General features: G+C 40.5%; 13 protein-coding genes. 5 read left to right on the plus strand and 8 right to left on the minus strand.

Annotated features, from left to right (window positions below):
• Positions 1–74: 74 nt before the first annotated feature.
• Positions 75–1,325 (minus strand): DUF3391 domain-containing protein, encoded by a 1,251-nt coding sequence (locus tag ACED29_RS08420; protein WP_347690558.1) that lies wholly within the window; start codon positions 1,323–1,325, stop codon positions 75–77.
• Between the two features lie 115 nt (positions 1,326–1,440).
• Between ACED29_RS08420 and ACED29_RS08425 the strand changes: the two genes are divergently transcribed.
• Positions 1,441–2,136 (plus strand): 2OG-Fe(II) oxygenase, encoded by a 696-nt coding sequence (locus tag ACED29_RS08425; protein ID WP_124016479.1) that lies wholly within the window; start codon positions 1,441–1,443, stop codon positions 2,134–2,136.
• A 79-nt stretch (positions 2,137–2,215) separates the two neighbouring features.
• Here ACED29_RS08425 and ACED29_RS08430 read toward each other — a convergent pair whose 3' ends face one another.
• A complete protein-coding gene (locus tag ACED29_RS08430) occupies positions 2,216–3,568 on the minus strand; it encodes an ATP-binding protein (protein WP_371697454.1) in 1,353 nt (450 codons plus the stop codon).
• On the minus strand, positions 3,559–4,233 hold the full coding sequence (locus tag ACED29_RS08435; protein ID WP_182696982.1) for a response regulator: 675 nt from the start codon (positions 4,231–4,233) through the stop codon (positions 3,559–3,561). Before ACED29_RS08435 ends, ACED29_RS08430 begins: the two co-directional genes overlap by 10 nt.
• 241 nt (positions 4,234–4,474) lie before the next feature.
• On the opposite strand from ACED29_RS08435, the gene ACED29_RS08440 reads away from it, so the two are divergent.
• From ACED29_RS08440 to ACED29_RS08450, 3 genes are all read left to right on the plus strand, one after another.
• Entirely contained in the window at positions 4,475–5,329 is an 855-nt protein-coding gene (locus ACED29_RS08440; protein WP_182696981.1) for a putative selenate ABC transporter substrate-binding protein, read from the plus strand.
• Positions 5,329–6,006, plus strand: coding sequence for an ATP-binding cassette domain-containing protein (locus ACED29_RS08445; RefSeq protein ID WP_182696980.1), 678 nt, complete (start codon positions 5,329–5,331; stop codon positions 6,004–6,006). Before ACED29_RS08440 ends, ACED29_RS08445 begins: the two co-directional genes overlap by 1 nt.
• A gap of 87 nt (positions 6,007–6,093) precedes the next feature.
• Complete coding sequence (locus tag ACED29_RS08450) at positions 6,094–7,599, plus strand: PhnE/PtxC family ABC transporter permease (protein ID WP_371697455.1); 1,506 nt, start codon at positions 6,094–6,096, stop codon at positions 7,597–7,599.
• Between the two features lie 95 nt (positions 7,600–7,694).
• On the opposite strand, the gene ACED29_RS08455 is transcribed toward ACED29_RS08450, so the two are convergent.
• Together ACED29_RS08455 and ACED29_RS08460 are read right to left on the minus strand one after the other, a co-directional pair.
• Positions 7,695–8,366 (minus strand): LysE family translocator, encoded by a 672-nt coding sequence (locus ACED29_RS08455; protein WP_182696978.1) that lies wholly within the window; start codon positions 8,364–8,366, stop codon positions 7,695–7,697.
• A 165-nt stretch (positions 8,367–8,531) separates the two neighbouring features.
• Positions 8,532–9,842: a dicarboxylate/amino acid:cation symporter gene (locus ACED29_RS08460; RefSeq protein ID WP_371697456.1), complete on the minus strand. Its 1,311-nt coding sequence runs from the start codon at positions 9,840–9,842 to the stop codon at positions 8,532–8,534.
• A 223-nt stretch (positions 9,843–10,065) separates the two neighbouring features.
• Here ACED29_RS08460 and ACED29_RS08465 point away from each other — a divergent pair, with 223 nt between their 5' ends.
• Positions 10,066–15,294, plus strand: coding sequence for a beta strand repeat-containing protein (locus tag ACED29_RS08465; protein WP_371697457.1), 5,229 nt, complete (start codon positions 10,066–10,068; stop codon positions 15,292–15,294).
• A gap of 490 nt (positions 15,295–15,784) precedes the next feature.
• Here the strand turns inward: ACED29_RS08465 and trpA are convergent, their stop codons facing one another.
• The 3 genes from trpA to trpCF all read right to left on the minus strand — a co-directional run.
• Positions 15,785–16,588, minus strand: a complete 804-nt coding sequence (trpA, locus tag ACED29_RS08470) for a tryptophan synthase subunit alpha (RefSeq protein ID WP_371697458.1) — start codon at positions 16,586–16,588, stop codon at positions 15,785–15,787.
• Positions 16,581–17,792: a tryptophan synthase subunit beta gene (gene trpB / locus ACED29_RS08475; RefSeq protein ID WP_124016489.1), complete on the minus strand. Its 1,212-nt coding sequence runs from the start codon at positions 17,790–17,792 to the stop codon at positions 16,581–16,583. The genes trpA and trpB overlap by 8 nt, the downstream gene beginning before the upstream one ends.
• 57 nt (positions 17,793–17,849) lie before the next feature.
• Positions 17,850–18,863, minus strand: a 1,014-nt coding sequence (gene trpCF, locus ACED29_RS08480) for a bifunctional indole-3-glycerol-phosphate synthase TrpC/phosphoribosylanthranilate isomerase TrpF (protein WP_371697459.1), incomplete at its 5' end; no start/stop codon positions are given.

Consider the following 18,863-nt stretch of genomic DNA (forward strand, 5'->3'; position numbering starts at 1 on the left):
AATTTGTGAATAAGGTCGTTGAATTTTATCATTATTGACATGACGACAACCCAAAAGCAGTGTCATTTAGCTGGCTAGCTTTGACCGATACCTAAGCTGATTTGTTCTCGAGGATTTAGGTATTTATGAATTTTCTCTGGCAATGCGGCGGCAGGTAAACTACGGACAATGGTGAGGCCTTCTTGTTGTAAACTAATGATAGGCGCCAAATCTTTAGGTACTAACTGATCGTATACCACAATATTAGGACACAATAAGTGTTGTAAGTTTACTGACATCACCAAGGCAAATTGGCCACTGGATAACTCGATAATACTTCCAGGAGGATAAACACCTAATAGTTTGATTAGTTTACTAATATACTCAGCATTTAGTTTATTTTTATAATTTTTATATAATAAACCTAAAGCGATACTGGGCGGCTTAGGTTTGATTTGATTAGTACCATTACATAGATTGTCATATTCATTGATCACCGCGATCAATTGCGACAACTTGTCTATCTTGTCTGCTTTAAGGCCTTGTGGATAACCACTCCCATCTAAAAATTCGTGATGATTAGCAATTAATGGTTTAGCCTCTTCCGGGAAATTATCTGCAAGTTTGAGAAAGTTAATGCTCATTAAAGGGTGTTGTTTAATAAAGTTTTCTTCTGGTGTGGTCAGAGGTACCCGCTTATTGAGAATATTACTTGGAATTTTGAGCTTACCTATATCGTGAAATAGCGCCCCCATACCAATAGTCTCTACCTCTTGGCGATTCCAGCCCAGCTCTTTTGCCATCAACATACACAGCATGGAGACGTTAAGTGAATGATGGTAAATATGTTCATCATTTTTAGCATCGGCCATTAAATGCAAGGCTAAGTTATCACTGTTGAGTAGCATGGTGGTCATGTTACTAATGAGATCTTTAGCCTCGATAACCGAGTTAAGAGGTCTGCTGCCGATTTTAGCGACCATGGAATGCATCATTGACACTGAGCGATTAAATTGTTGTTCGGTTTTCTTTAAATCGCGTTTGAGTTTTTGTTGTTCATCTATCTGCGCTGATTTTTGACTGAGCATTTGCTCTTTACGTGCATCGATTGTTTGCTGGTTAGGTGCTGTAACGTCAGCCGTGTCAGATGTTACCGGTTCAATGTCGCTTTTATCAGGATCAAAAAAAACATCCTTTAGCCCTAATCCTTTGATTAGCTCTATTTGTACTGTGTCTTTAATTTTAAAACTGCTGAACAAAAAAGGATGGTCTTTCCAAGAAATAGGCAAGCGGATAAAAGTACCCACTTCTAATTGATCTACAGATATTTTTTGATTTTTTTTCATATTCAATCGATAGTTACTTTGAAGAACAAAGAGGTATGTTGTGCATTGCGCTTTACAGATGCTTTATAGGCATGGCAGCATACTACTATACATTTATTAACAATAGTTACTCCCTATGGATTTTATTGAAGTATATCCCAATGCGATAAGTAATGACCTATGTGATCGTTTAATGGCAGCATTTAATGCTCATCCGAGTGTGGGGCCTGGTCATACTGGTTTTGGCATTGATACCGACAAAAAGCGCAGTCGTGACTTAATGTTAGACGCTTTTGATGATTTAGCTGAATTGAAAAATGAGCTATTAGCGGCAACATTTACTCACATTAGTGATTATTTCACCCAATACTCATTAACCCTAATGGGGGCCGTGTCAGTGCAAGTTGCTGATGAAAATGGTCAAGCTCAAACCCTGACGCCTGATAATTTTGAAACATTAGGTCGGCCAAGGGCTGCAGCGTTAACTAAGTACTTGTACCGCAGTGGTAGTATCAACGTGCAGCACTATCAGCAAGGTGTCGGTGGCTATCCGCATTGGCATTCAGAGCAATTTCCACAAAATGGCCATAATGAGGCGCTTCATCGGGTAGTGTTATACATGTTTTATCTTAACGATGTAGAAGAGGGCGGTGAAACGGAGTTTTATTATCAGCAGCGTAAAATAAGTCCTAGAAAAGGCACTATGGTTATAGCTCCCGCCGGCTTTACTCACAGTCATCGTGGTAATGTGCCTATTAGCAACGACAAGTATATTGCCACTTCTTGGGCAATGTTTAATCGTGCAGAGCAGCTTTATGCGCCATTGAGTTAGTGAATACTGTCGAGTAAAGCGTGTTGTTGCTGTATTTACTGCCCTGATAGCTTGCTTAGGTACTTATGTTTAAATGATATTACGTCGTTGCGGAGAGCTGGATCACAAAGGCTGCTCCGCCTAATTCACTGGTCGTAATGGTCATGGTGCCACCATAACTGCTAACGATTTCATGACATACTGCTAAACCAATGCCTTGTCCCGATGATTGGGTATCGGCTCTCATTCCGCGTTGAATGATTTTTTGTTTAATGGCGTCATCAACCCCAGGGCCATCATCTTCGATACTAAGCTGAATCATGTTGCCATCAAGATGCTGGGCGGTAACTTGTACCTTGTTACTACACAAGCGAAACGCATTTTCCATTAAGTTACCCAATAACTCCATTACATCCCCTTTGCTGAGCGGTAAGTGTAATGACGCCGATACTTGCAGTGTGAATATAACGTGTTTGTCCCGATAAATCTTATCAAGCATTTGTGCCACTTGTTGGGCAATAGGTGCGACCTTTGTTTGTTGTTGACGTAAGCCTTGCTGGCCTAACATGGCACGTTTGAGCTGATACTGCACCAGATGATCCATATCATTGATTTGTTCTAGTATCTTTTGCTGTTGCTGCTGACGATCTAAAGAGTCATCGTCAATGATGGCAATGCTGGCAGCAAGACGTGTCTTTAAACTATGAGCCAAATCATTCATCGCATTTTGATAGCGAGTCTGACGTTGATCCGTTTGGTCCATAAGCTGATTTAACGCCATCGTAATACCGTGTAATTCAACGGGATAATCCTGTGAAAGGCTTTTTTTATGTCCTTGTTGTAGTTGTAATAGTTCTTGTTTTAATTGTGTTAACGGCCGCATGCCCCAATAGGCTGCACTGACTAACAGTAGTAATGCAATAGCCATGACGATGGCTAATCTAAAATAAGTTAATCGGTTAAATTGTTTAAGTTCCGTTTTTAATGCCGTCGCGTCTTTTAAAATCAATAGATGATACATTTGCTCTTCAACATCAATACTGAGCAAATAAGCAAAGTAGCTTTGCTGGGCGTCAAAATTAAGATAAAACGGCGGTAAATCATCTTTTATTTGAAGATATTTTTCACAGATGTTATTCAATTTTAAGCTAATCGCGAAATCAGAACGCCATAAAGTGTGATAAGCACTATTACAAGTCGCCATAATATATTGCGTATCGACGTCATCACCTTCACGTGCTTGGGTGATGGGGATTAAATTGTTTTCGCGAAACTCCGCAGCAATGATAGGTAATTTAGCGATTAACGCGCTGGTGGTTTGGTTATAACGGTTTTGGGCATGGAGCAGGGTAATTAACCAAGCCAGACCAAATCCCACTAATGTGATAATAGCCAAGGAAGTAACAAACATCCTTGTTAGCAGGCGTTTTTGAGGTCGGGGAATTAGTCGCATGGGTGATTAAATTTATATCCTTGACCGCGAAGAGTCACAATCGCCTCTGCTATTCCGCCCTGAGCCAGTTTTTTTCTTAATCTACTGATTATTACTTCAATGGTATTGGGATCGCCTTCTTTGTCTGCATATACCACATCAAGTAAACGCTGCTTAGCGATAACTTCATGACTATGGCGCATTAAGTATTCCAAAATAAGGTATTCAAAGGCCGTGATGTCTAATGGTGTTTGATTCAGTGTCACGTTTTTTGCTGCCATATCAATTTGCAGCGCCCCACTGGTAATCGTTGAACTCACAAAACCACAGCTGCGGCGAACGATGGCGTCAAGCCTAGCGATGAGTTCTTCTTTTTGAAACGGTTTAACTAAATAGTCATCGGCGCCAGCATTAAGCCCTTCGACTTTGTCTTGCCACATGAGTCGTGCGGTTAAAATGAGAATCGGGGCTTTGATATCGGCACTACGGAGCATTTTGATTAAACTTATTCCGTCTTGATCGGGTAAACCTAAATCAATAATAGCAGCATCTATCGGATAGTTAGTCGCTTGATAAAATCCCTCTTTTGCGGTTAATGCGACTTGTACTTGGTTGCCTTGCGCAGATAACTGAACCTGTAAGTGATGTGACAAAATAGGATCGTCTTCAATAACCAATATGCGCATAATTTATCCTTGTTTCGCCGCTGCCTTAGGTAAAATGTGCTCGATTAGTATTACCTTATCAATCTTTTAGGTTAAATATTAAATAGGCTTTGGGTGTCGATATAATCAAGTTTATAACAATAATACTAATATTTTTTATTTGTTTTTACTCACATTTTTTATATTGAGTCGCTTTGGCTATGTAATCGAGTAGCAGGTAAGTTAGAATAGCGTTAACAACCGACTAACTTATAAGATTAAGATGAAACTAACACATTTATTAGCAGCGAGCTTTTTAAGTTTATTTTCGACGTTTGCATTAAGTGCAACCTTTACCTTTACTGCTATCCCTGATGAAGATGAAAGTCAGCTTCGTACTCGATTTGATAAAGTAGCTGATTATTTATCTGAGCAATTGGGCGTGGAAGTAAAATATATTCCAGTAAAGTCTTATTCTGCTGCGGTAACGGCGTTCCGTAACAATCAAGTTCAGCTTGCTTGGTTTGGCGGTTTATCTGGGGTTCAGGCTCGTCGCTTAGTGCCTGGTTCTGAAGCTATCGCTCAAGGTTTTGAAGATCAGTACTTTAAGAGTTATTTGATTGCGCATCAATCTACTGAAATTGTTCCTTCCAGTAATTTCCCGCTACTAAATGATTATACTTTTACGTTTGGTTCTAAAGATTCAACGTCTGGACGGTTAATGCCGCAGTTCTTTATTGAGCGAAACTTAGGTAAGCCGATCGAACAGATTTTTAAACGAATCGGTTTCTCTGGTGATCATAGCCGCACCATTAGCCAAGTCGAAGCGGGTGTATACCAAGTTGGCGCGGTTAATTATAAAGTGTGGGACACTGCTGTTGAAAAAGGCGAGGTTGATACCAGTAAAGTGAAAGTTATTTGGGAAAGTCCTAGCTACCCTGACTATCAATGGACAGTACGTGCTGGCGTTGATGACTCTTTTGGTGCAGGTTTTAAAGAAAAATTGACTAAAACATTAATTGGTATGACGGATAAAGATTTATTAGCCAGTTTCCCTCGTGAGTCATTTGTTCCCGCCCATAACAACGACTATGAGCCGATTGAGCGCGTCGCAAAAACCATTGGAATGCTTGATTAATGTTGTCTTTGGTTGATGTTGATTTAGGTTATAGTCAGAACATTGTTTTATCTAAGGTTAATTTGTCATTTAAGCCCAATGAACATGTGGCTATTTTAGGTCCTTCAGGCGTGGGTAAAACCACGTTATTGCATCATCTATATCTACAATTGGCTCAGCAAACCTGTTTGTGTTCTCAAGCACAAGGGTTGGTTGATAACTTGTCGATATATCATAATGTATTTATTGGTGGATTAGCGCGTTACTCTCGTTGGTACAATATGGCTAATTTATTATTGCCATTTAATAAGCCACAACAACAAATAGCCGCTATTTGTCAGCAGTTAGAGCTCACCATGCCATTAACACAAAAGGTCAGTGAGCTGTCTGGTGGACAACGTCAACGTGTCGCATTAGCCAGAGCATTATTTCAACAGCAATCCATTTTTATGGGTGATGAGCCCTTTTCTGCATTAGATCCATTAATGGGCTTACGGCTATTAAATTTGATTAAACAAGCACATCAAAGTGTGATTTGTGTGCTGCATGATGCTGAGTTAGCCTTAGCGCATTTTGATCGCATTATCGTGATTAGCGAGGGCAAAGTGGTGCTAGATGATGGCGCCGATAAGTTATCTCTGGCCCGTTTATCACAGCATTATGCTTTGGCCGATATGCCAAAGCAGGTTATGGCGTGAATATGATCACATCGCTGCAGCTCATTATATTGCTTATCACAGCTCTATCTGTGTGCCGTTACTGTCTTTTCTATTATGTCTGACGCTATGATTTTTCGTGGACGCGCTTTTGTGGGCCACTGGCAGAAAATCACTTTACTACTTTTAGTTACGGTATCTGTGTGTTGGTTTTTTGCTGATACCGAAGTGATAGCAATCGATCCTTGGTCCGAACTCGGCCGTATGTGGCAGGGTTTTGTGCATCCCGATTTTTTTGCGACAGAGAATCTGTTTGATGCACTGTGGCAAACTATTAGTTTTGCCTTGCTTGGGATCACGGTTGGATTGCTAGTGGGATTTCCATTAGCCTTGTGGTATCAGCATCCCTTAATTGCGGCCTTGTGTGCCTTTATCCGTGCGATCCATGAGATTTTCTGGGCGCTGATATTTTTACAGATCTTTGGTCTATCAGCCATTACCGGTATCTTAGCCATTGCACTACCTTATGCTGCCACATTTGCCCGAGTTTTTGCGGATATATTACAACAAGCGCCAATCCATACTTTATTTTCACTGCCCAAGGGTACTGATAAATTATCGGCATTTATCTATGGACGTTGGATGCACATGTATCCACAGATTATTGATTATATTCGTTATCGTTTTGAATGTGCATTGCGCAGTAGTGCGGTATTGGGTTTTATTGGTATGCCGACATTAGGCTTTTATTTAGAATCCGCTTTTCGTCAAGGGCGTTATGAGCAAGGTGGGGCATTACTGATTTTATTTGTGTTATTAATTGGCAGCATACGCTTTTGGGCTAAACCGATTTTGCTGTGGCTATATTTACCGCTTGCGGTGTATTTTTTACCACCAATACCTGTGATTGACTCGCAACTTATTTGGCGCTTTATCAGTGTTGATATCTTACCGCCAATGCTCCAAGGGCAGGCTTTTTTTACCTGGTTTGATGCAGATAATTTATCAAAGTTGTTTGACTGGGTTTATGAATTAATAAGCCAACAAGTGTTTCCGGGAATGATTGCCACTTTAGTATTGGCTTTTTGTGCCTTAGGATTAACTCACTTATTCACCATGATATTGTTGCCGCTAAACACGCGTTTAATGATGCCAAACCTGATCATCTTGTTCATGCGTGCGGTTAATTTAATATTACGTTCACTGCCAGAATATTTATTGGCTTTTGTGTTTATGATGTTGCTGGGTCCTTCTATGTTACCCGCTATTATCGCGCTAGCATTACACAATGCCGGTCTTATGGTATTTTTAATGGCGCGCCAAGCTGACAACGTGAGTGTTCCGCTCACATATCTGCCAAGGATTGACCAATATAGTTATTTGGTTGTGCCTACGCTATATCCACATTTTATGGGATTACTGTTTTATCGTTTTGAAGTGATTATTCGTGAAACGGCTATTTTGGGTATGCTTGGCGTGATGACGTTAGGCTTTTATGTTGACAGTAACTTTTCTGAAATCCGCTTTAGCGGTGCCTTATTGTTATTGGTGTTCACTGCGGGTTTAAATGTTGTCGTGGATTATCTAGCGCGTCGATTACTCCATTATCCTCGGCATCGTATACAGGTTTGCTAAAGCAGCCTTAAGATTAACCCTCGGATTAATCTTGGCCACGAATTACTTATAAGGCTTAAAACTCAGGCCGCTTTAAATGAGTCTATCTATTTCAATTAGCTGATAATTTGTTGGATAATATTACTTGCAATAGTCAGCGCAACGGCAATAAAAATAATTCCTACCAGTAAATCAATAATGGTATTCGCTGCGAGTAATTTTTGCTGAACCCGAGGTTTAGATAATACTAATGCCAGCAAGCTAAACCATGCTAATGACAACACAAACAATAATACTGTCGCAGCTATTTTGGTTGAATGATTGACTTGTGGCGTAATTAATACTGAAAATAAAGTAATAAAAAAGATCAGCGCTTTAGGGTTGAGTAGATTGGTATAAAGACCCACCTTAAACCCTTTTAACGACGAGACTATAGCCACCTGGGTGAGATTTTGCTGAACTGAAGGGATGTCTACAGTCCGGTGTTTGCTGATAATACTCGTCATCGCTGATTTAAGCGCCCCATATCCCATCCAAGCTAAGTAGCTGCTACCAATGAGTTGTACAGCCATGAACGCAATATGAGATTGTTGGATCATCACACTGATCCCCATCAAAGATAGAAAGGTATGTATCAAGATCGCCACCGCAATACCTAAGGCACAATAAAGTGCGGTTAAGCGTGTTTGTTGTGTGGCCATTTTTACAATAATGGCGAAATCGGGTCCAGGGCTCATCAATGCCACTATGTGAATAACCGCTAAACTTGCCAATAAAGTAAGGTCCATATTTATTCCGTTTTTTGTAAGCTATGACGAGTCATTTACCCATGAGTTTTAATGATAATGAAAGCCTATATCAATGTAAGTTGATGATAATGACATATTTATGCAGAAAAAAGATAATAAAAAAGCGCTAAATTAGCGCTTTTTTATATAAGGTGATGTTAAGTGTTAATTTTTGGAATTGAGCACTTGCTCTTCAAAGTTTTTAGCGACTTTACCCGCTTGTGAGTCATTGAATATTTGTTCATTGAATTCACCCTCTGATTTAGCAATAATCACCGTCGCTACCGCATCACCGGTTACGTTCACCGCGGTGCGGATCATGTCGAGCATTCTGTCGACACCAATAATTAATGCAATCCCCTCTACAGGTAAGCCAACTTGGTTTAACACCATGGCGAGCATGATTAAGCCTACGCCTGGCACCCCCGCAGTGCCAATGGAGGCTAACGTTGCAGTGACCACCACTGTAGCGTAATCCATTATGCTCAGTTCAATACCAAACACTTGGGCAATAAATACCGTGGCGACACCTTGCATAATGGCGGTGCCATCCATGTTAAGTGTTGCACCCAGTGGTAAAGTGAATGAGGCAATTTTGTTGTCAACCCCCATTCGGTGTTCAGCTGTTTCAATGGTGACAGGTAATGTGGCATTTGAACTGGCTGTACTAAAGGCAAACAGTTGCACATCACGAATTTTACGCAAAAACATCAGTGGACTCAGGCCTGAGAATAACTTTAATAATGTCGGGTATACCACTAAGCCTTGAATAAATAATACTGCAACGACCAGGAAGAAGTATTTTACGACGCTACCGAAGGTTTCTAAGCCTAACGTTAAGCTGAGAGTCGCCATCAGTGCAAACACACCATAAGGCGCGAGCTGCATAATCAAGGTAACTACACGCATAATCACATCATTTAAATCGTTAAAAAATGATGCTATACGCGTACCGCGTTCACCAATATGTGAGATGGCAAAGCCAAAAACAACTGCAAATAGGATAATCTGCAGCATATTGCCTTCACTCATGGCTTGCATAGGGTTTGTCGGTACAATATTAATAATGACTTCAGACAGGCTAGGCGCGTCTTTTGCTGAGTATTCTAATGCGTTACCGGCCAAACTAGCATTACCTGGATGGATCAACACTGCGGCTAGAATCGCAATCGTGAGCGCAATAGCGGTAGTGAATAAATAGAAGGATATGGTCTTGCCACCAAGACGCCCCAATTTAGATGGATCGCTAAGGGAGCAAGTACCGCACACTAATGAGATAAATACTAAAGGTACGACAAGCATTTTTAAGCTTGAGATAAAGATAGTGCCAATGACATGCAAGAATCCATCGGTAATGTACTCTTGAATAAATTGGCTATCAGGAAAAGAGTTTCTCAATACTAGGCCAAATATAATGCCTAATGCCATGCCAAATAAAATTTTGCTCGTGAGTCCGAGCTTGTATTGTTTACTCACAGAGTGTTCCTTTCATCATATTATTTTATTTCTTTATTGAATGCGCTAAAGACTAGCAGGAATCGTTAACTTAGGAAATGGCCTAAAAGTGAAAGTTTTAGCCGATAAATAGCAAAGAAATTATTATAGTTATGCTAAAGTTATAGGATGTTTGTGTATTGTTTAAATATAAGTAACTATAATAATTCTTAAGTTTTATTTCAATGTAACAGGGAGCCTGACAATGAGGTCAGCATATAAAGTTTATTTCGCACTTTTATGTACTTTTTTTCTCGTCGCATGTGGTGGCGGCGGCGGTATTACTGATAGTGGAACCGGAGGCGATGGAGGGACGGATCCTACTGAGGTTATTTCAATAAAACTTGAGACATCTTCAAATGAGATTACGGCAAGTTCATCAGCAATGTTAAAGGCAACTGTTACAAGTTCTTTAACTGGAGCTGTTGCAAATACAGTTGTGACTTTTTCCTTATCAGATCCATCTTTGGGTTCATTTACCCCAAGCGCTGGGACTGCCAAAACTAATTCTGAAGGTGTGGCCGAAGTCATTCTTAGCACATCAACCACTCAAGGTGCTGTGACAGTAACGGCTTCTTTAGATTCTGGTGAATCAGCGTCTACAGGTATATCAATGGCTGGAGATGGGGCTGTTACTGGTGAGAATTTAATAACGCTAAAATTAAAAGACGCTGCTGGAAATGCAATTAGTAATATTAGTTTTTTAACACCAGGTTATATTCATGTAGAGTATAAAGACCCCACAGGGATACCGATAGCCAATCGCTTAGTTACTTTTTCTCTTAATGATTCTGCTTTAGCGACTTTTGTCCCAAACAGTGGGACTGCGTTGACTGATACTGATGGTAAAGCTGTTATCAAGGTTACTTCAGCAAATAAGGAAGGAGCAGGTACGGTTAATGTTGAGATTGATGAACAAGAGATTGTTAATATTAATTTTTACTCTAAAGGTGATGCTGGAGTATCCGGTTCGTCATCTTTGACTGCAAAATTAACCAATACTTCAGGAACTTCAATAACTGAAATATCGGATTCTCAACCTGGATTTATAGAAGTACTTCTTGCTGATTCATCAGGTGTAGGTATTGCAAATGAAGTTGTTTCATTTGCCTTAAATAATAGTTCTTACGGTACATTTGAACCTTCCAGTGGAACCGCATTGACGAATGCTACAGGCGTAGCAAAAATTAAACTCCGTACTGCTAATGTAGAAACTGCTGCCACAGTAAATGTAAGTTCTCTGACTGGACTAACTACTTCTGTAAGTTTTTATATGCTTGGCGATGGGTTGGCTACTGGGACTAATCGTTTAAGCATTAAATTAGTAGACTCTTTAGGCGGACAATTAAGCATAATAAGTAAAGATACTCCTGCATTTATCGAGGCGACTTATTTAGACGTTAATGGTGCCCCTCTTGTTGGTAAAATTGCTAACTTTTCGACGTCTTTAGGTTATTTAACACCAGGAACCGGCACTGCAATAACTAACTCGAGCGGTATTGCAAGTCTTTCAATCAATGCCGGAAGTGTCGCAGGTGCAGCAGAGGCTTCAGTTAGCATAGCGTCATCGACAGCGAGTATTGCTTTTGAAACATTAGGTGATGAGCTGACTAATAATACTATCGTGCTTGCCCTGAAGGATGTTACTGAAGTAAATATCACAAATATTAGTGCAGTTAACTCTGGCTATGTTCATGTTACTTACACTGATATTCAGGGTAATCCTATCCCTAATAAAGTAGTATCTTTTGCCTTTGATGATTCAGCGTTAGCGACCTTCGTGCCTAATAGCGGTACTGCGTTAACCGACTCAACGGGTAAGGCAATTATTAAAGTTGTCGCTGGCGATAAAGAAGGTGCTGGTAATATTTCAATTGCTATCGATAACGAACCGTCTAAAACGATTGGATTTTATTCCATTGGTGATGGTGTTGTTACCTCTTCTCTTTCTGCAAAGTTAGTGAACGCGACAGGGGCTGCCATCAGTACAGTTTCTGATATACAACCTGGGTTTATCGAAGTTTTATTTACTAATACAAATGGTGCTGGTATTGCAAATGAATCAGTAACGTTTACTTTAAACGATAATGCTGTCGGTGTTTTTGAGCCCTCTACAGGTACAGCATTGACTGATGTTAATGGTATAGCAAAGGTTAAACTGTTAAGTGCCAATATTGAAACTTCAGCAACGGTAAGTATTTCTACAGAGTCTGGTTATACTACCTCGATAAGTTTCTACATGCTTGGTGATGGAGTCGCTGTTGGTACAAACCGTTTATCACTCAAGCTATTTGATAATAGTGGTAACCCTATTTCAGTTGTGAGTAATGCTACTCCAGCAGTAATAGAGGCGACTTATTTAGATTTAAATGGTTCACCGTTAGCCGGTAAGTTAGCTACGTTTACGACTACGTTAGGTAATCTGTCGCCAACAACGGGCACAGCAATGACTAATAATAGTGGTGTAGCCACACTTAATTTAAGTGCAGGTTATGTTGCAGGCGCAGCAGAGTTGTCAGTTAGCATAGCGTCATCGACAGCGAGTATTGCTTTTGAAACATTAGGTGATGAAGTTATTGTTCGTCCTATAGATTCATACACTTTAAATTTAACGGTACTCGACTCATTAAATAATGAGTTACGAAGTATAAATAAGAGCTCGCCAGGATCTGTAAGGGCTACGTTATTAAAAGACGGAGCAGCTTCACCGAATGCATTAATTAATTTTTCTTTAGTTGGTGAGGGGGTCATTAACCCTACATCAGGAAATGCACTAACTGATGCGAGTGGTTTTGCTAAAGTGACTCTATTGACTGGTATGGTGGATGGTGCTGGTACTGTTCAAGCAACCTTTAATCTAGATAATGAACTATTAATAGAAACATTTAATTACAGTGTTGCTGGTGATGCTCCTGGTGGCGATGGTGAAAACAACTCATTAACCATAAGCTTGCTTGATGGTACTGGAAATCAGGCTTCTACTATTAGCCAATCATCTCCAGGACGTGCACAAGTTTATTTACTTGACCGAAATAACAACCCACTAAGTGGGAAAGTTATTTCATTTTCTAGTAGCTTAGGTGAGTTTCTACCTTCAGTAGGGACAGCCCTTACTGATGGCGCTGGTAAAGCTGAATTAGCTATTACAGCAGGAACCGTAGAGGGGGCTGCTACTATCACTGCTAGTTATGGTTTAACAGTTGATACTGTCAGTTTTACTACCGCTGGTGATGATATTGATCCCGTTGCTGCAGATCCTTCTATCTCATTTGAAATTTATGATTGTAATGGCGTTGTAACATTCGACAAGACTTTGAAAAACTTTGAAGTCTGTCCTGTTACCGATAACATTACTAATCAACGCCCTGGTATTTTAGGGGCAATAGTCAAACTTGATGGTTCTAATCAACCTTTAAAGCAAGTACTAATTACTGCTGGTACGACTTTAGGTGCAATTAGCCCAAATTCTGCTACAGCAATAACTAATGCTGACGGTAAAGCTGTTTTAGATCTATATTCAAACGGTGATGTTGGTGCTGGTGAAGTGTCTTTAAAAGTTAAACAAGTTACTTCTACCAAAGCTTTTGAGATTGGTCGTGTCGATATCTCTCTTGAAGTTAGTACATACATAGGTACTAACACTCTTCCAGCTGGCGGCTCTACTGTTATTGAAGTAACCGTTAAAGCTCCGGATGGCAGTATTGAGACAAGTCAACCTTTTACATTAGAGTTTTCTTCTCAATGTATGTCGGCAGGTAATGCAGTTGTTGATTCTCCGGTGATAACAAATGCGGGTAAAGGTTTTGCAACCTATCGAAGCATTAATTGCCAAGGTACAGATACTGTTACTGTTTCAGCAATTACAGGAGCATCAAGCGTAAATGCTACTGCGGATATCACCATTAATCCTAATGCGGTCGGTGCAATTCAATTCGTCAGTGCGTCACCAAAGGAGCTCGCAATTAAAGTCTCTGGGGGCCTTGATGGTGCAGGTGCTCGTTCAGAAACCGCAAATGTTGCTTTCAAGTTGCTCAATGAGATCGGTCAACCAGCAAGTTCTGAAAGAGTTTGTTTTGAACTCTCTACTGATGTGGGGGGTATGGTATTAACTCCAGCACCATTAGCTGATGATTTTGTAAATTGTCCTAATTTTCCTAAAGTAGGTGATGCTGAGTATCCTAGCGATATCAGTACTCCTAATAAATATGCAGTAGCTTACACTGATGCTAATGGTAATGTATCTGTTACTGTTCGTTCAGGAACAATACCAACGCCTGTTAAAGTTTTTGCTCTTTGGCAGGATGCTATAGATCCAACAAGTCTTATAGTGTCAAATGTGTCTGATAGTTTAACAGTGACAACAGGCTTAGCTGATTACAACAGCTTCTCGTTATCGGCGACACAGTTAAATGTAGAGGGCTGGAGTCATGATGGAGAGTCATCGACGATTACCATTCGTTCAGCAGATCATTTTAACAATCCTGTTCCTGATGGGACTGTGATCAACTTTAGAACTGAAGGTGGCTCTATCGGCGCGAGCTGTGAAACGGCTGGTCGAACAGGGGCTTGTTCTTTAGATTGGACGAGCCAGAATCCACGCCCATTTGAAGGAACATCTGTTGTTTGTCCTGTTGCTTTTAACGGTTTATTAACACCACCATGTACCGGTAATCAGTTAGCGGGTTATTTAGATGGTTCTACTTCTGTCATAGCAGAGCCTCGACCTGGTCGAGCAACTATTACTGCATATGGGATAGGAGAAGAAAGTTTTGTTGATTTGAACGGCAATGGTTTATTTGATATTGGTGAAGATTTCATTGATTTAACAGAAGCCTTTACCGATGATAACGAAGATGGTGTTTATCGTGGCTCATCAGTGCCTTTAGGCGCTGTAAATGAAGAGTTTATTGACTTTAATACCAATGGTAGCTTTGATGGTAAAGATGGTTTTTATACTGGTCTTTTGTGCGCAGCATCTTCAGTATCTAATTGTACCCAAACTGGAGTTAATAACACTCAAGCACAGCTTAATGTATTCAGAAATATGCCAATTGTTATGTCTGGTTCCGTGCCTTACGGTCGTTTAGTTGATATTGACAGCTTGGGGAATATTACCCCTGTAGTCGATATAGATTTAACTGCGGCAACAGGCATATCCTCAAAAACTGTTTATTTATTCTTGTCTGATATCAATAATAACACTCTTGCCAACGGTACTGAGATTACAACCAGTATTGACAATGGTGCATTATCTACATCTACATCGTCGTACACAATTGGTAACAATACCTCCAACAAACCATTACTGTATGCATTTACTGTAACTCGAGAAGCTAGTCCAAATCAAAAATCAGCTGGATTATTATCTATTACAGTTAAAACCATTTACGGCGATCCGGTTTCATATAGTGTTAATGTTCGAGATGATGGCTAAGGAGTTAGCTTTATTTCTTAATTGATTGATATAAAATAATTAATCAATCACGTGTTTAGTAAATAAAAAATAGGCCATGAACTCGTTCTTGGCCTATTTTTATATTTCTAAGGTTTTGATTTTATTTTAATTATTGATTTTTTGAGTGATGGGTTAATTTGTTTTATATCCATAATTTACTATATTTTGGCTGTCATCAACTAAAGCTGTACAAAATTAGAAACTGTCTAAATAGTAGTAAGTTACTTGTTATAATTAGTTTTAAAAATGATCCCCCCGAGATTAAATTTCATACATTAGATATTCAAATATTAAGTTCTTTAGCGAGAAAAATCTCAAAAGCAAACCGTCACTAATTTTACTTTACTCTACTTCGAGAGGTATTTTAGATTATCACAGACCTAGAGTACCCGTCTAAAATGGCATCCATTAAAAAAGGCGCTTTAAGCGCCTTTTTTGTTTTTACTTTTCTATTAAGAGCACAACGTTTCTAGGTTGCCGCTTTCATTGCTGCGGTAAATTGAGCAAGTTTTGCCAGTAATGTGACTTCATCATGTTGATGAGCTTCGATAATTTTAACCACTGCAGAACCTGATATCGCGCCTGCGGCACCGGCTTTGATGGCCGCGCGTACTTGCTCTGGTTCGGCAATACCAAAACCTAATAGTGGCGGTGGGGCATTAAATTCGACCAATTGTGCCAGAATATTCTCAATTGGCACACCGGCTTTTGATTCAGTACCCGTTACGCCGGCACGAGATAACAGGTAGGTATAACCTTCACCTTGTGCGCTGACCAGTTTTAAGGTGTCAGCATCAGCATTAGGCGGTGCGATAAAGATAGGTGCGATACCATGTGCTTTTGCGGCTAAACTAAAAGGTTTTGACTCTTCAACCGGCACATCGGCAATCAATACCGAATCTACACCTGCAGTTTGTGCTTTGGCGTAAAACTCATCAATACCATTGGCAAATACTAAATTGGCATATAGCAATAATCCGATAGGCAGATCAGGATATTGCGCGCGTATTTTAGCGATAATGTCAAAGCAATCGCTTTGTTTAGTTCCAGCGGCTAATGAGCGTAAGTTAGCACCTTGTATTACTGGGCCATCAGCTAATGGATCTGAAAAAGGAAAACCTAATTCAAGTGCATCAGCACCATTATCAACTAAGGTTTGAATGATCTTTAACGATAATTCAGGGCTCGGATCGCCAATGGTGACAAAAGGAACAAACGCACCTTGATTTTGTGCCTTAAGTGCAGCAAATTTTGCTTGATAACGGTTACTCATTGCCGCTCTCCTGTTGTTTTTGTTTCGCTTCTAAAATATCTGCCACAGTGAAAATATCTTTGTCACCACGGCCTGATAAATTAACCACTAAAATGGTCTCTTTAGTCGCTTCTTTTGCCATGCGAACTGCGTAAGCAAGTGCATGCGCTGATTCTAATGCCGGAATGATACCTTCACAGCGAGCGAGGGTTTGGAACATCTCTAACGCTTCATCATCGGTTGCTGATTCATATCGTGCACGACCAATGGCATTTAAATGTGCATGTTGCGGGCCTACCGAGGGGAAATCAAGCCCGGCAGAAACAGAATACGACTCTTCAATTTGACCATCACTGTTTTGCATTAACGGTGATTTCATGCCAAAGAATATACCGGTTTTACCGTGTTTAAGCGGCGCGCCGTGCATCGCAGTATCAAGTCCTTTTCCTGCCGGTTCAACACCAATTAATTCAACGGATGGTTCGTCAATAAAGTCGGCAAACATACCAATAGCATTTGAGCCTCCGCCAACACAGGCGATGACAGCGTCAGGTAAACGGCCTTCTTTTTCAAGAATTTGTTTTTTGGTTTCTTCCCCAATAATACGCTGAAATTCGCGCACAATTGTCGGGAACGGATGTGGCCCAGCAGCGGTGCCGAGTAAGTAGTGAGCTTTATCATAACTTGCTGACCAGTCGCGCATGGCTTCGTTACAGGCATCTTTTAGGGTTGATGAACCTGAAGTCACCGGAATCACTTCAGCACCCATTAATTTCATTCGAAACACATTTGGCGATTGACGTTCAATGTCTTTAGCACCCATGTAAACTCGACATTTTAAGCCTAAAAGCGCACAGGCTAGGGCAGTGGCTACGCCATGTTGACCAGCACCTGTTTCTGCGATGATTTCTTTTTTACCCATACGTCTCGCTAACAACGCTTGACCTAACACTTGGTTGGTTTTGTGGGCGCCACCATGGAGTAAGTCTTCACGTTTTAGGTAGATTTTTACCATAGGATTTGGACTTAAATTACGGGTAAGTGTTAGCGCTGTTGGGCGGCCTGCATAGTTTTTCAGCAGGTCGGTAAATTCAGCGATAAAGCTTTCATCTTGTTGCGCGTCAATAAAGGCTGTTTCGAGTTGTTTTAATGCAGGCACTAAAATTTGCGGTACATACATACCGCCGTATTCGCCGAAATAAGGGTTAAGCTTGAGCTCGGTCATAAATGTTCCCTTTGAGTAATCGTATGTTCATGTTGATTCGTTGTTCGTTATTCAATGTTAATTGCGGCGTAACTGGGCAAATGCAGCGTTCAGTTTTTGATGGTCTTTATGGCCAGGAGCTGATTCTACTCCTGAATTTAAGTCGACCCCATAAAATCCCTGTTGGCTGGCAAGATAAACATTCTCTGCGGTCAACCCGCCGGCCAAGATGGCGTCTTGTTTATTATCAATATTGGCTTGCCAGTTAAATGTTTGTCCTGTGCCACCAAATTGCTGTGCAGATTTGCTGTCGTACAAATAACGATCGGCCCCGGCAGGTTTTGGACTCACTTCACCGCTCTGACTGTCAATTGCAATGGCTTTCCAAATCTCGGTGCTAAGTTGCTGCTCAGTCAGTAATGTTTTTAACTCTTTAATTTCAAGTTCTGTTTCATCGCCATGTAGTTGCACTGCAAAAAGATCCAGTGTTTTGGCTAAAGCTGCGATATCAGTAACGGCATGATTAACAAACACGCCGACCATGTTTAATCCAATATGATGTTGGTGCATTTGGGCGACTAAGTCACTTGCTTGTGCTGGCGTTACAGCTCTGGGTGATTTAGGATGAAATATTAATCCTCCAAATACCGCACCGGCTTGTGCCACTGCTGCAATATCGTCAATTTGAGTCAAGCCGCAAACTTTATTATTACCATAAATCAATTGTCTACAGGCTAAATCAATATCGTCTTGCGCCATTATTGAGCTACCGACAAGGTAACCGTCAACTAATGGGTTTAAGCGACACACTTGCTGATGATAATAAATCCCTGACTCACTGATCACCACTCTGTCAGCGGGGATTTGCGGTGCTAATAATTCTGTGGTGGCAAGGTCGGTACTTAAGTCGCGTAAATTACGGTTATTAATACCAATAATCGGCGCGTTTAGATCAATCGCTCTAACTAATTCTGCTTCGTTACTGACTTCAGTTAAGCAATCTAAGTGATACTTTGCCGCTTCGTTTGCTAACAATCGATATTGTTGATCATCAAGCACTGACAGCATCAGTAAAATGGCATCAGCGCCTTG

It is taken from the genome of Shewanella sp. 5S214 (genome assembly GCF_041439795.1).
GTDB lineage: Bacteria > Pseudomonadota > Gammaproteobacteria > Enterobacterales > Shewanellaceae > Shewanella > Shewanella vesiculosa.